This is a genomic window from Paenibacillus flagellatus (assembly GCF_003217775.1).
In the GTDB taxonomy this organism is placed as follows: domain Bacteria; phylum Bacillota; class Bacilli; order Paenibacillales; family NBRC-103111; genus Paenibacillus_AB; species Paenibacillus_AB flagellatus.
The window spans coordinates 124,755-139,167 of sequence record NZ_QJVJ01000002.1; the positions used below are offsets into that span (position 1 = coordinate 124,755).

The 14,413-nt window shown below is 59.8% G+C and carries 13 protein-coding genes and 1 riboswitch; of the genes, 11 read left to right on the top strand and 2 right to left on the bottom strand.

Features of this window, described 5'->3' with window-relative positions:
* Positions 1–24 precede the first annotated feature (24 nt).
* From DLM86_RS04260 to DLM86_RS04270, 4 genes are all read left to right on the top strand, one after another.
* Positions 25–273 (top strand): DUF3977 family protein, encoded by a 249-nt coding sequence (locus DLM86_RS04260; protein ID WP_245954376.1) that lies wholly within the window; start codon positions 25–27, stop codon positions 271–273.
* A 160-nt stretch (positions 274–433) separates the two neighbouring features.
* Positions 434–871 (top strand): universal stress protein, encoded by a 438-nt coding sequence (locus DLM86_RS04265; protein WP_110838739.1) that lies wholly within the window; start codon positions 434–436, stop codon positions 869–871.
* Positions 872–1,044: 173 nt separating this feature from the next.
* Positions 1,045–1,167 (top strand): YjcZ family sporulation protein, encoded by a 123-nt coding sequence (locus tag DLM86_RS31700; RefSeq protein WP_146250151.1) that lies wholly within the window; start codon positions 1,045–1,047, stop codon positions 1,165–1,167.
* Between the two features lie 222 nt (positions 1,168–1,389).
* Positions 1,390–1,490, top strand: a riboswitch (cyclic di-GMP riboswitch).
* A 134-nt stretch (positions 1,491–1,624) separates the two neighbouring features.
* A complete protein-coding gene (locus DLM86_RS04270; RefSeq protein WP_110838740.1) occupies positions 1,625–1,918 on the top strand; it encodes an RNA-binding protein in 294 nt (97 codons plus the stop codon).
* Positions 1,919–1,979: 61 nt separating this feature from the next.
* Here the strand turns inward: DLM86_RS04270 and DLM86_RS04275 are convergent, their stop codons facing one another.
* On the bottom strand, positions 1,980–2,696 hold the full coding sequence (locus DLM86_RS04275; protein ID WP_245954348.1) for a phosphotransferase: 717 nt from the start codon (positions 2,694–2,696) through the stop codon (positions 1,980–1,982).
* A 326-nt stretch (positions 2,697–3,022) separates the two neighbouring features.
* Here DLM86_RS04275 and DLM86_RS04280 point away from each other — a divergent pair, with 326 nt between their 5' ends.
* Complete coding sequence (locus DLM86_RS04280; RefSeq protein ID WP_110838742.1) at positions 3,023–4,534, top strand: sulfatase family protein; 1,512 nt, start codon at positions 3,023–3,025, stop codon at positions 4,532–4,534.
* 43 nt (positions 4,535–4,577) lie between these two features.
* Here DLM86_RS04280 and DLM86_RS04285 read toward each other — a convergent pair whose 3' ends face one another.
* Positions 4,578–5,420 carry an AraC family transcriptional regulator gene (locus DLM86_RS04285; protein WP_110838743.1) on the bottom strand — a complete coding sequence of 281 codons (843 nt, stop codon included), beginning with the start codon at positions 5,418–5,420 and terminating at the stop codon, positions 4,578–4,580.
* Between the two features lie 265 nt (positions 5,421–5,685).
* Between DLM86_RS04285 and DLM86_RS04290 the strand changes: the two genes are divergently transcribed.
* The 6 genes from DLM86_RS04290 (at position 5,686) to DLM86_RS04315 (ending at position 14,412) form a co-directional block, all read left to right on the top strand.
* Complete coding sequence (locus DLM86_RS04290; protein ID WP_110838744.1) at positions 5,686–6,492, top strand: DUF2935 domain-containing protein; 807 nt, start codon at positions 5,686–5,688, stop codon at positions 6,490–6,492.
* Between the two features lie 292 nt (positions 6,493–6,784).
* Positions 6,785–9,058 carry a helix-turn-helix domain-containing protein gene (locus DLM86_RS04295; RefSeq protein WP_110838745.1) on the top strand — a complete coding sequence of 758 codons (2,274 nt, stop codon included), beginning with the start codon at positions 6,785–6,787 and terminating at the stop codon, positions 9,056–9,058.
* Between the two features lie 61 nt (positions 9,059–9,119).
* Positions 9,120–10,004: an ABC transporter permease gene (locus DLM86_RS04300; RefSeq protein WP_110839175.1), complete on the top strand. Its 885-nt coding sequence runs from the start codon at positions 9,120–9,122 to the stop codon at positions 10,002–10,004.
* A gap of 21 nt (positions 10,005–10,025) precedes the next feature.
* On the top strand, positions 10,026–10,922 hold the full coding sequence (locus tag DLM86_RS04305; protein WP_110838746.1) for a carbohydrate ABC transporter permease: 897 nt from the start codon (positions 10,026–10,028) through the stop codon (positions 10,920–10,922).
* Positions 10,923–10,958: 36 nt separating this feature from the next.
* The gene (locus DLM86_RS04310) at positions 10,959–12,587 is read left to right on the top strand and encodes an ABC transporter substrate-binding protein (protein ID WP_110838747.1); all 1,629 of its coding nucleotides are present in this window, start codon (positions 10,959–10,961) and stop codon (positions 12,585–12,587) included.
* 814 nt (positions 12,588–13,401) lie between these two features.
* Positions 13,402–14,412, top strand: a complete 1,011-nt coding sequence (locus tag DLM86_RS04315) for an ABC transporter permease (RefSeq protein ID WP_110838748.1) — start codon at positions 13,402–13,404, stop codon at positions 14,410–14,412.
* Position 14,413 lies beyond the last annotated feature (1 nt).

Here is a 14,413-nt window from a genome sequence, read left to right on the forward strand (position 1 = left end):
CAGGGGCTGAAAGCGTACGTCGAAATCGGGTTCGGCAACCGGTGGTTCGTCCGGACGGAATTCGAAACGAATGAAGGCGTCGAATACGAGCTCCGGGGGATCCACGGGCCGGACCGGATCGACTCCGTCTATGTTCGGCTGTGGATCGGAAGAAGGGTATGGATCGCGGATGCGCGGCAAGGGCTGCGTTCGTACCGGAAGCCCGGGCGAAAGCTGAAAGCCGTCTTCGGCATCCGGGGGACGGTGTCCGATTCCGCTCGGCCGCACAAGTAGCGGCGCCGGTTCAGGCGAACGGCGATCGCAACGGCATGAAGGCGCCGCTGTTTCGGCCGATGTCTTTCGGGGTAACATGAGAGTAAGTGATATTCCTCACGGAACGATCGCTCAAGCCGTGTTACTCTGAAACCGACTAATCCCGAAAGAGGTGTCAGCCATGCCGTTCCAACATCTATTGGCCGCATACGACGGCTCGGAGCAGTCGAAGATGGCGCTCGACAAAGCGGTCGATCTGGTCCGGAGCACGCCGGGCTCCCGGCTATCCGTCGTTCACGTGTACCATTTCCCGAGTCTCGTCGTCGGCGAGGCGATGATCGCGGCGCCGGTTTCGGGCGAGCTTGACGGCATGTCGGAAGCGGAGCGTCTGCTGGAGGAGGCGAAAGCGCGCGCGGCCAGCTTGCCGAACACGACGACGGCGCTGCTGCAAGGCGATACGGCGCTGGCCGTGCTCGACTATGCGGAGAAGCACGGCGCCGATCTGATCGTCATCGGCAGCCGCGGCCTTGGCCGTCTCGGGGAGTTATTCCTCGGCAGCGTCAGCCATTACGTCGTTCAGCATGCGAAAGTTCCCGTGCTGGTCATCAAGCGGGAGTAGGTGCGGCGTTCCGCCAGACCCGGCAGGCGAACCGGCCGTACGGCCGCCGCGAAAATAAGTCGGTCCCACCGGGCATTCGTACAGTCCTTCCTCCCCCCCGGCTCATATTGTAGATCGTGTGGTTCGAACTCGATTCGAACGCCACAATATCGCATTTTCAAGGAGGACTGAATATGGGATACGGTGTTGGCGGAGCAGGATGCGGAGCAGGCGTAGGTGGCCTGTACACGACGACGGGCGTCATTTTGGTTCTGTTCATCTTGTTGGTAATCGTTAGCCGCGCATGGGCGATCTGATTGCCGAAATCGTCGAGCGGGGAACCGGGTCGAGTTGGACCCGGCTCCCCGTTCTTCTTTTTAGCGGAAGTGCGGCGCTCGATCGGTGTCGAATTCGGATTCGATTTTGCGAAAATCGGCCGTTTTTGTCTGAAAATAGGTACAAAGGAGGATGCGGGAACGATCCGATCGTCATATGCTAAAGGAAGGAATAGTGAAATACCGGGCCAAACTTCGAGTTGTTCCCGATAACGGCAAAACCGGCGAAAGCCGGCGACGCAAAGCTACAGGGGCTAAAGACTTAGGGCGATCCGGCCCGAAGAACAAGCCAGCCAGCTGCCGAACGAACGGTTCCGAAGTTTTTTTGCGTGCGAAACGACCGCTCGAAGGGCGCGAACGAAACGGAAGCCGGGAAACCGGTTGAGAACGAAGAGGGCTGAACCGGTATCGGACTTTTATCGCGAAGGGGTTGGAAATAATGAACGAGCGGCTCCATGCGGCGGAACGCGGATTTTATTTGAAGATGGGAAACGATTTTTTCGGCATGTACCATTCCTCGGAAGGACCGAAGCTGTTCTTCAATCGCGACAAGTACCGGTTGACGCAATCGCAGTGGGACGTGGAGCTTGTCATCGGACGCAAAAACAATCTGTTTATTTTTTACTGGCAAGGCGAAGTGAAAATATCGTTTCGGTTCAGCAAGCAGCAAGAGTCGGTCATTCAGCTGTACCGGCTTCTGCAGGAGCATGTTCCTTCCCCGCGGTTCGCATAACGAAACGCAGCCGCCTCGATCCGGTATCGGCTCGGCCCCGCATGGTGCGGGGCTTTTTTTGTTACCGCAGCGCCCGCTCCAGAACGGCCCGGTTGCGCAGCATCCAAGCGGCCGAGCGGGCGCGCCAGGCGAATCCCCATAACGGACCGACGCTGTCCGGCGCGACTTGGCGATCGATCGCCTCCTCGGCGGTTTCCCGGACGACGACCTCGACGATTCGCTCGAAAAGTGCGCCGCGCTGCTCCGCCGAAGCGCCGTAAGCGTCGACGAGCAGGCGCAGCTGGCGGGCGCGGACAGAGAGCGGGGGAAGGCCGACCCGCTCGGCCACGTCGTCGTCGTGCAGCTGGGGGAACAGCCAGCACACGCGGGCGAGCTCGACGATCGGGTCGACCGGCCCCGCGTATTCCCAATCGATCAACGCGACCGGCATGCCGTTCCGCGTCACCGTGTTCCACGGGGCCGCATCGCCGTGCCCGATGACCCGGTTCGGCCCGCCCAGCTCGCGCAAAAACCACGGCTTCCACACCGCGTCCGGGGCGGGCACGAACGAGGCGGACGCGTCGTGAAGCCGGCGCAGCAGCGAGCCGACCGCGATGAGCGCCTCGTCGCTCCACGGGCCGGGGTGCACGAACTCGCCTTCCACGTAGTACACCGCTTCGCGGCCGTCCGGCGCAAAGCCCGAGCCGGCGGGGCGGGGAGCCTCCTCGAAGCCGGCTTGCCGCAGATGGTTCAAAAACGCGTGCACGCTCGGCGTCCAAGGGCCGGACGGCCGAAGCACCACATCTCCCCGACGGCTGACCGACTTCTCTTCGGATAGGACCGTTTCGTCCGCGATTCGATCGCCTTCATACGCCTCTGCACTCGTATTCGTACTCGTATTCCTCTCGATTGCAACCGGCCTCCGTTCCTCGAATGTCCCTCCAAGCGTAACATGCCGACATCCCCCGTTCCTACGGAAAAAATGAATATAATCCGGACTCGGCGGGCCCGCCGGCGATTCGAATGATTCATAACCCGACATTCGGACAACGACATGGCCGCATTTCCAATTCGAATCGTACGGGATATACTCGAGGAAATCGATGTCGAAAAGGAGCGGAGCCGATGAGAAAACCGAACATTTTGCTCATCACGAGCGACCAGCAGCATTGGAACACGATCGGGGCGTTCAATCCGGAAATCCGGACGCCGAACCTCGACCGTCTCGTGCGGGAAGGGACGACGTTCACGCGGGCGTATTGCCCGAACCCGACGTGTACGCCGACGCGCGCATCGATCATTACCGGGATGCACCCGAGCCAGCACGGAGCGTGGACGCTCGGCACGAAGCTGCTCGAAGACCGCCATACGGTCGGGGAGGATTTCGCCGCGGCCGGCTACCGGACCGCCCTTGTCGGGAAAGCGCATTTCCAGCCTTTGCGGGCGACGGAAACGTACGAGTCGCTCGAGTCGTATCCGATCGTGCACGATTTGGATTTTTGGCGGACGTTTCACGGCCCGTACTACGGCTTCGATCGTGTCGAGCTCGCCCGAAATCACGGGAACGAAGCGCATGTCGGGCAGCATTACGCCATCTGGATGGAGGAGAAAGGGTGCGCCAACTGGCGCGATTACTTCGTGCCGCCGACGGGGACGATGGACCCGTCGATCCGCCACCGGTGGCCGCTCCCGGAGGCGTATCATTCCAACGCGTGGATCGCGGAGCGGACGAATGCGCTTATGGAACAATACGGCGGCGCGGGCGAGCCGTTCTTCCTGTGGGCGAGCTTCTTCGACCCGCACCCGCCGTATCTCGTGCCGGAGCCTTGGGACGCGATGTACGACCCGGATCGGCTGACGATCCCGGCCGTCACCCCCGGCGAGCACGACGCGAACCCGCCCCATTTCGGCATGACGCAGCTGCAGGATCCGGACTTCTCGCATTTGCGTGAAACCGGCATCGGCATCCACGGCTACCATTCGCACCGGATCGAGGACGATCTCGAGCGGAAGCGGCTCGTGGCGACGTATTACGGCATGGTAAGCATGATGGACCGCTACATCGGACGCATTCTCGACCGTCTGGACGAGCTCGGTTTGGCGGAGGATACGATCGTCGTCTTCACGACCGACCACGGCCACTTCTTCGGCCAGCACGGCTTGCAGGCGAAGGGCGGGTTCCATTACGAGGACTTGATCAAGCTGCCGTTTCTCGTCCGGTACCCGGGGCGGGTGCCGGCCGGCCGGCGGTCCGCGGCGATCCAGTCGCTCGTCGACCTGGCGCCGACGTTTCTGTCGCTCGCGGGCATCGCCGTGCCGCGGACGATGACCGGCGTCGACCAGAGCGCCGTCTGGCGCGGCGAAGAGGAGCGGGCAAGGGATCACGCGATATGCGAATTCCGTCACGAGCCGACGACGATTCATCAGAAGACGTACGTGGACGAACGGTACAAAATGACGGTCTACTACAACCAGACGTACGGCGAGATATTCGATCTGCAGGAGGACCCCGGGGAAATTCGCAATTTGTGGAACGACCCGGCACACCGGGCGCTCAAGACGGAACTGCTGCTCCGGTACGTCTGGGCGGAGCTCGGCAAGGAACCGATGCCGATGCCGCGCATTTGGGGGGCGTGACGGGCGCGGCCGGCGGCAGGCTGCGGCCGCCTTCCGTTTCCCGTCACAGCCCGCGGTGCTTGTAGGCCGAGGGCGGACGGCCGAATTGGTTTTTGAACGCGCGGGAGAACGAATACAAGTCGGCGTAGCCGACCGTTAGCGCGATTTCGCCGATCGACAGCGATGATTGCTCCAGCAGGCTCGACGCTTTGTCCATGCGCAGCTTTCGGATGTATTCGCGGGGAGCGAGTCCGGTTTCCCGGTGAAACATAGCGGTAAAGTGCGACCGGTGGACGCCGGCCAGCCGTGCCGCTTCCCCGATGCTCAACGGCTCGGCGAAATGGAGCCGGAAATAGTCGAGCGATCGGGCGAGCCAATCGGAGCCCGCATCCCGTCCCTCGTCGGCGTGGAGCTTGGACATTCGCTCGAACAGCATGTACAGCAGCGTTTGCCGGTGCAGCGGATCGCCGTCCGGCTCCCGGAGCGTGCGGTGGATCCGCCCGACGAACGCTCGGGCGGTCCGGTCGAACACGGCGGTTTCGTAAGGCTTGGCCGGGCCGAGACCGATCCGGCGAAGAAGCTCGGGAAGCTGCGGGCCGTCGAGCGACAGCCACATCATTTTCAACGGCTTGGCGGACGGCGCGATCCGGTACCGGTACGACATGTTCGGCCATAGGCAAAACGCGCTGTTTTTCGGCAGCACGACTTGTCCGGCCCCGTACTCGAGCGTTACTTTTCCATCGACGACGAAGTGCATCCCGTAGCATTCGATCATTTTCGGTCCAATCGAATAATTCGGCTTCGCGACGTTGTGTCCGGCTCGAACGAGACGCATGCCGGCCGTTTTTTCCAACGGTGTCGGGACGTTCCGCCATATTTCGCAATATTCGTAAGGCGTTTCCTCCATGAAGGCCCACTCCTATCGGCGTCGGTTCGGGGTGTAGGTACCGTCATCATAGCACGCGCCGAACAGGAACGACAATGCATCCGTGCGGACGGTACCACGCTGCGGCCGTCCGGTCCGCATCCGACGTTTGCGCCGGCACGCATGCTTCGAGCGTTACCGGGGGCGTAGCCGAGCCGGGCGCGGGCATGAACGCCGCGTTCCGACGAACGCGACTGGGCATCCGCACATACAATGCAGGGATACTTCTACTGCGGAGGGACCACTTATGGGAACATACGAGCAATCGGCGCTGTTCGAGCATCGCTTCTGGCTGCAGGTGCTGGGCGATCACAGCCGGTTTATCCGGGACGCCTTGGCGCCGAAGGAGGCGGCGGAAATCGCCCGCGCCGGGCAGTTCGTCGCCGTGTTCGACGGATTGCTGGAACGGGCGCGTAAGGAGCTGGCGGGAGCGGAGCTGGCGACGCTGAATGCGGAGGCGACGGCCCGCACGTCGGAGCTGCGGGCGTTCAAGCTGCATTTGCTGAACCGGCACTTGACGGGCAGCATCGCGATCGGCCTGTCGCCGAGCTTTCTGAATCATATGGTTAACGAGCTGGAGGAGTACGTCCGGGTGCTGGCTCCGCTGTCGGCCGGGAAGCCCGCGCCGCTGTTCCATCCGGTGCATTACCACCTCGTCTGGCTTCAAGACGCTTACGGCCATGCGGCCTCGATCACCGCCGACCTCGATATGGCGGAGAAGAAGCTGCAGCGGGACAGCCGGGCGTTCGAGAAGCAGTTCGAGCATTTTTATTTGAAGGCGGTCGAGATGGCCGGCTATTTACGGACGAACGCGACGAAGTTTCCGGCGCTGGCGAAATTCAACGTCGACGTGGAGATGGAGATGCTGCTGTTCATGAAATTTTTGCGGGAGCTGGAGGAGATGGACGTGTCCCGCGAGCTGCTCGGCACGATCGCCCCGCTTATGGCCGACCATATGGCTCGCGAGGAGTGCTACTACTTGACGAAGCTGTCGCTTGTCTCGAACGTCGGGAAGCCGGATTGCGATCCGACCGCGAAGCGGATCGAAGGTTGACCGAATCGAATACGACGGCGGCGCTCGTCGTCGCGCACAGGATTCATCCGGACGAAACGGATGAATCCTTTTTTTGTTGGCGTCATCCCCCGATCGGCCGCTGCGCCCGCGAATGGTTCTAGAGCCGCCGAAAGCCGGAGCCGGAGCCGAAGCCTTCTCCCATGCGGCCGGACGAAGCGTCGGGCGATAACGGTTTCGCGGTGGAAAATGGTTTATTGAGCGGTTGCGTACCGCCTTCTACAATGGGATATGAGCGTTCGGTTTTGGAAGACGTTCCCTCCGGAGGAGCCCTATGAGCAAAAAAGCGTGGTTTTACCGTCAATTGCTGTCGTACATGCCGGCTTTTTTCATCGTCGTTTCGTTTCTTTTTTTCGTTTTTTTTCAGCTGCTCGGCGAGCAAAGCCGGAAAGAAGCGGTCCGGGCGAACGAAACGTTCCTGCTTCAGGCGATGCGCTCCGTCGACTCGTCCTTGAAGACGATCGACCGGATGCTGCTGTCGGAGCTGCTGCACAACCCGGATTTGTCGGCTTTTTTCGATCACGGGGAGCAGGACGACGTGTACTTGAACATGCGCGTCGTGAAGGCGATGAATCAGTTCATGGTATCGTATCCGCTCGTCGATTCGATGTACATGGTGCGGGCGAGGGACGAATTCGTCATCAGCAACGCGACGTCCTCCAAGCTGCCGGATTACGCGGATTACCCGTTCGTCAAGCCGTATGCGGAAGGGGCAGCGGGCGGGGAGAGCTGGAGTACGGTGCGCAGCTTCCGGGAATTCGGCTTCAAGGACGCCCGGTCCGTCGTATCGCTCGTCCGGAAGACTCCGTTCGCTTCCGGCGGCTTCGTCGTCGTCAACGTGCCGGCGGATTCGATTTACGAGACGATCGGAACGATGTACGATCCGTCCGTCAGCTTTATCCGCATCCTGGACGCCGAAGGAGCGAACGTGCTGGCGGGCCGGGAGCCGAAGGACGGACGGGCGGCGACGTTCTCGCGGTACGTCTCCCCTTACACCGGATGGACGTTTGAGAGCGGTCTCGTGAACGGCAAGCTGGCCGGCATCGTCGGCCAATTGTACAACGTCTGGGTCGCGATCGGCGTCATGATGATGGCGGCGGGCGTCGGCTGGATCGTATACGTCACGAGAAGAAGCTACCGGCCGATCGAGCAGATCCTCTCGCGCATCCAAAGCTTCTCCCACCACAAGACGAGCGCCCTCCTGAACCCCAAGCGGCAGGACGAGTTCGCCTTCATCGAGTCGGCGCTGGACACCCTCATCGAGCAGTCCAACCGGTTTCAACAGCAGCACCGGGAAGATATGCCGCTGCGCAAGGCGTACTTGTTCCAGCAGCTGGTCGAGGGCCAATATCCGGCGAGGCTTGCGCAATGGGAGGCGCATCGGGACGCCATGCAGCTGCCCGACTTGGCCAAGCGGCAGGCGGCGGCCGTGGCCGAGATCGACCGATATGCGGACTTTTGCGCGCAGTACGCGCAGCGGGATCAATATTTGATCAAGTTCGCCTTGAAAAGCGTCATTCAGGAAATCGCGCAAAAGCGCGAGACGGTCGTCTGGGCCGAATGGGTGGCTCCTTCCCGGCTCGGCATTTTGCTGCAGCTCGAGGACGGGCAGGACGGGCAGGAGCAGTCGATCGCTTTGCTGGAGCACGTCCGTCAATGGGTCGAGGATCATTTGAAACTGACCGTTACGATCGGGGTCGGAGAAATCGCCCCGGCATTTGCGGCGATTCCGGCCTGCTTTTCCCAGGCGCTTCAGGCGCTCGATTACAAGATGATGCTCGGACGAAACCGGATCGTCTGCTACGGGGAAGTGACGAAGGAAGGGCAAGGGAACGCGTTCGCGTACTTTCAGCACGTTCATGCCATGGTCCAATCGTTTCGTTCGGCCAAGGAGGATTGGCGGGACCAGTTCCGGGCGATTTTCCGGAATATCGGGCAGCAGCTGCTGAACAAGGACGACATCGTCTACTTGGCGGGTTATATGATGTACAGCTTGGGCAAAGAGATGTCCTCGATGGCCAAAGAGTTTCAGGACCTGTGGACGGAGGAGGGCCTGCCCGCGCTGAACGAGGCGTTGAACGCGTCGGACACGCTCGGCCAATTGGAGTTTCATTTCGAGTGGGCGCTCGGCCGGCTGTACGAGAAGCTGCGGGCGATTCAGGAAAACCGCCAGCATGCCGGGACGATCCGCGACATCCGGACGTACATGGAGAAGTGCTTCGCCGATCCGAATTTGTCGCTGGACGATTTGAGCGACCGGTTCGAGATCAACGGGAAATATTTGAGCAAATTGTTCAAGGAGGAAACCGGCGAGCGGTTCATCGACTACTTGATCGGCCTGCGCATGCGCCACGCGTGCAGGCTGCTGGCCGAGACGGACCGCCACGTGCAGGATATCGCCGAATGCGTCGGCTATACGAGCTCGATCTCGTTCAGCCGCGCGTTCAAAAAAACGACGGGGCTGTCCCCCGGCGATTACCGCGACAGGGCCGTCCGGGGCGGCGCCGGCGGAAAAGGAGGCGAACCGGTTGACAACCGTACGGAATGAAGCGCCGTCGCGAACGTTCGGCGTTACCCGCCGGGCGAGCAAGCGAAGCGCCGTCAAGCGAATGAAGAAGCATTGGCAGTTTTACGGGCTCGTGGCGCTGCCGCTGCTCTACATCGCGGTGTTCAAGTACGTCCCGATGTTCGGCGTGCTGATCGCCTTCAAGGAATACAATGTCGTTCAGGGCCTTTTCGGCAGCCCGTGGGTCGGATTGAAATATTTCAGGCAGTTTTTTGAAACCCCTTTCTTCTGGCAATATATCCGCAATACGCTCGGCATCACGCTGTACGGCCTGCTGGTCGGGTTTCCCGCGCCGATCCTGCTCGCGCTCGCGCTGAACGAAATTCGTCACGGGCTGTTCAAGAAATCGGTGCAGCTGGTCACTTACGCGCCGTATTTCATCTCGACGGTCATCATGGTCTCGATCCTCATCGTCAATCTGTCGCCCCACGTCGGGCTTCTGGCGAACGTCATGAAAGCGTTCGGGCTCGAGCCGGTCGACTTCATGGGCAAGCCGGAGCTGTTCAAGTCGATTTACGTCTGGTCCGACGTCTGGCAGTATACCGGGTACGGCGCCATCATCTATATCGCCGCGCTTGCCGGAGTGAATCCGGACCTGTACGAGGCCGCGAAGGTGGACGGGGCGTCGAGGCTGCAAAAAATCGTCCATATCGACATCCCGAGCCTCGTTCCGGTCACGGTCATCCTGCTGATCTTGAACTTGGGCCACGTCATGAGCTTGGGCTTCGAAAAAATTTATCTCATGCAAAATCCGCTGAACCAAAGCACGTCCGAGGTCATCTCCACCTATGTGTACAAGGTCGGGCTGCTGGGCGCCAACTTCAGCTTCTCGGCGGCGATCGGCCTGTTCAACTCGGTCGTCAATTTCATCCTGCTGCTCGTCGTCAATGCGGTCGCCAAAAAAGTGTCTTCCACGAGCTTGTGGTAGCAAAGAAAGGAGGGAGACGTCGTGAAAGGCAACGCCATACGGGAATCGGCCGCGGATCGTCTGTTTTTGACGCTCGTGTACGCGATGTTGACGCTTGTCCTGTTCGTCATTCTCGTTCCGCTCGTCCACATCGTGAGCGCGTCGTTCAGCTCGCCGGAAGCGGTTACGTCGGGAAGGGTATGGCTATGGCCCGTCGAGTTTTCGCTCGAAGGGTACAAGGCGGTATTCCGCAATTCGAACATTTTGACCGGCTACGCCAATTCGCTGTATTACGCGGTCGTCGGCACGTTCGTCAACGTCGCGATGACGGTCATGATCGCCTATCCGCTCTCTCGAAAGACGTTCTACGGCCGCCATGCGATCATGATCGCGCTCGCGTTCACGATGTTTTTCGACGGCGGACTCATCCCGAATTATATGGTCGTCAAATGGCTCGGCCTGCTCGATACGCGCTGGGCGATGATTATTCCGGGAGCGTTCGCGGTATTTCAGGTGATCGTGGCGCGGACGTTTTTCCAGACGACCATTCCCGACGAGCTGGCGGAGGCGGCCGAGATGGACGGCTGCAGCGACATGACGTTCATCCGGAAAGTCGTGCTGCCCTTGTCGAAGCCGATTCTCGCGGTCATGACGCTCATGTACGCGGTCGGCCATTGGAACGCTTATTTCGGGGCGCTCATTTATTTGAAAAACGCCGACTTGTTCCCGCTGCAAATCTTTTTGCGCAACATCCTGATCTTGAACAGCGTCGACCCGACGATGGTCGCGAACGTCAACGACCTGCTCGTGCAGCAAGGGCTGAAGGATTTGCTGAAATATTCGCTGATCGTCGTGGCGAGCGCGCCGGTACTGCTCATCTATCCGTTCGTCCAAAAACATTTCGTCAAAGGGGTCATGATCGGTTCGTTGAAAGGGTAGCGGGAAACGGAAACTTATCCGAGGAGGGACTTATTCATGAAACAAACGTTCAAAGCGGCGGCCGGCACGATGCTCGTCTTCTCGCTTCTCGCGTCCGCCTGCTCCGGCAACGGATCCGGACAAACGGGGGGCGCCGACTCGTCCGGGCAACAAGATCCGAACAAGCCGACGGAGCTGACCGTATTCGCGCCGCAATCGCCGGCGATCGAAAACTTGGAGACGAACCGGTTCACGAAAAAGGTGGAGGAGAAGGCGAACGTCAAAATCAAGTGGAACGTCGTTCCCGAAAAATCGCTGGAGGACAAAAAGCAGCTGATGATGGCGAGCGGCGACTATCCGGCCGTCCTGCTCGGGGGCAACTTCAACAAGGCGGATCAGCTGAAGTACGGGCAGCAGGGCGCTTTCCTCGATCTGAAGGAGCTGATCGACAAGCATGCTCCCAACGTCAAGAAGGCGATGAACGACTTGCCGTACTTGAAGGCGGCGATGACGGCGCCGAACGGCAGCATCTACGCGATTCCGAAAATCAACGAATGCTTCCACTGCACGTACGGCCAGAAAATGTGGATCAACAAAAGCTGGCTGGACAAATTGGGTCTCGCGATGCCGACGACGACCGACGAGTTTTATGAAGTGCTGAAGGCGTTCAAGGAGAAGGACCCGAACGGCAACGGCAAGCCGGACGAAGTGCCGTTGACGACCTCGTACGACATGTGGGCGGGCGGCGTGGACTCCTTTTTGATGAACGCGTTCATTTACGACGATATGGATTCGTATTTCAGCCTGAGCGACGGGAAGGTACGGCTGTCCGCCGCCCAGCCGGAATGGAGGGAAGGGCTGCGCTACCTGCGCAAGCTGTATGCGGAAGGCTTGATCGACAAAGCGGCCTTCACGCAAAACGCCGATGCGGTGAAGCAGCTCGCGAGCAAGCCGGAGCAGGTGGTGGGGGCGGTTTCGACGGCGCTCATCAGCTACTTGTATACGGCGAACGACGAAAATCCGCGGCATAAAGAGTTCGAGGTGGTGCCGCCGCTGAAGGGGCCGAACGGCGTCCGGCTGTCCAGCTATTCGGTCGGGGCGGGGAACGGGCAATTCGTCTTGACGAACAAAGCGACGAAGGAGCAGCAGATCGCCGCCATGCGGCTGGCCGACTACTTGTACTCGGAGGAAGCGACCGTTCTGACGTCGTGGGGCTTCGAAGGCGAAGGATGGAGGAGGGCGAACGCCGGGGAGACGGACTATAACGGCAAACCGGCCCAATACGCCGTCATTCCGAGCACGAAAACGGCGCAGGTGCAAAACGATTCGTGGCAGCAGCTCGGCATCATGCTCATGACGAACGCGATCCGCGAAGGATTCGTCGCGCCGAAGGACCCGCTCGGCAACGACGGCTACGAATATCGGCTGTGGAAAGAGTCGAAGAAGTATGAGCCGTACGGCAAGCCGGAGACGGTGTACCCGTCGGACGTATACATCGATCCGGCCGACGCGACGCTCGCCGCCCAGCTCCGCACGACGATCAAAGATTACGTGAAGTCGAGCATGGCCCAGTTCATCACGGGAAGCAAAGACATCGAGAAGGATTGGGACGCTTATATCGCCGGCTTCAAAGGGCTGCAGCTGGACAAATACGCGGCGATCTATCAAAAAGCGCTGAACAAATAGCCGCTCGAGCGGCAAGCGAGCCCCGTTTCGGCACCGTCGCCGAACGGGGCTTGCTGCCGTTCCTCGGGCCCTCGTTGGATTTTATCCAACCAAAACTTCGCTTGATCCCCGAATTTAGTTCTCTATTGGAAAGCATCCAATAGATTCATCCCAATCCGAGCCCAACCGGCCAAAATGGCGCATTCTGCTGGATGAAATCCAATAGCGGGCCGATTTCGGTTCCCCGCGACGCCTATCTACTGGATAAAATCCAACGAAGCGCACGGAAGTGGCCCTTGCGTGAGAAGGAAACTGCTGCGCACGGAAGGGTGACCGACGCATGCGCAGGATCTACTGCAAGAGATGGGGGGCCGCTGCATTCATAGAAGTCCGCTGCTCGCGGACGATCGTCGCCGTTTACGCCTTCCCCCCTCTCAGCATCGATCCGGGACGCCTCCGCTATCCGCAATCGTTGGAAGGAGCAGGCTTTCCGCGTATCCGTACAGCGGAGGCTCCATCGCAAGATTGCAAAAATATGGATTTCATGTCATGTTACATGACGCAAAACCCGCTTTTTTTACAAAAAAATAAAATCCAATTGATTTATCGCGGTGAAGTAAGTATAATCGATTTATAAATAGAACCACTGTACCGATAATAGGTACAGATGATAAGGTTTTCAAACGGTCGTTTTCGTTCCGCAAGCCGCGGCGCGAACGATGCCGATGTTGGAGTGGCGCTGTCCCACGCAATTTATGGGATATATTCTGACATGTAATCGGCCGGCCGTACGGTCCAACCCTCCAAGACACGTTCAAGAAAAAGGGGCGAGCAGATGGTTAACTATATCGTGCGAAGAATCGTGTTCATGATTCCGGGCCTGATCGGGATCGCGCTCATCACCTTCATCATCTCCCGGGTGCTCCCCGGAGATCCCGCGGTCATGCTGGCGGGGGAGCAGGCGCCGCCGGCCGTCGTCGAGAAGATCCGGCAGGAGATGGGGTTGAACGACCCGCTGTACATCCAGTTTTTCGATTACATCGGCCAGCTTGTCCGGGGCAACCTCGGCTTCGCCTGGCATACGGGCCACAGCGTGCTGAGCGATTTCGCCACCCGCTTCCCCGCGACGCTGGAGCTGACCATCGCCAGCTTCCTGATCGCCGTCCTCGTCGCCGTACCGGTCGGCATCGTCGCCGCCACGAAGAAGGAATCGGCGATCGACCACATTTCCCGGGTGTTCTCGCTCATCGGCGCCTGCGTGCCGGTATTCTGGCTCGGACTGATGCTCATTTATTTCTTTTATTCGAAGCTCGGCTGGGCCCCCGCGCCGCTCGGCCGTATCGGGGAGGACATCAATCCGCCGACCCACGTCACCGGATTGTACGTTCTGGACAGCTTGCTCTCCGGAGACTTTATCGCGTTGAAGCAGTCCATTTCCCACTTGATCCTGCCGGCGATTTGTCTCAGCACGGGGACGATGGCGATCATCGCCAGAATGATGCGCTCGAGCATGCTGGAAGTGATCGGGCAGGACTACATCCGGACGGCGAGGTCCAAGGGCATATACGAACGGTCGGTCATTTTCAAGCACGCGCTCGTAAACGCTCTCATCCCGACGCTCACGGTGCTCGGTCTCCAATTCGGCTACTTGCTCGGCGGGGCCGTCATCACCGAGACGATCTTCACGTGGCCCGGCATCGGCGGCTACGTGACGGAATCGATTCTCGCCACCGACTACGCGCCGATTCAAGCGTTTACGCTGCTCAGCGCCTTCTTGTACAGCTTCATCAATTTGACCGTGGACGTGTTGTACGGATTTATCGATCCGCGAATCCGCTACGAATAAA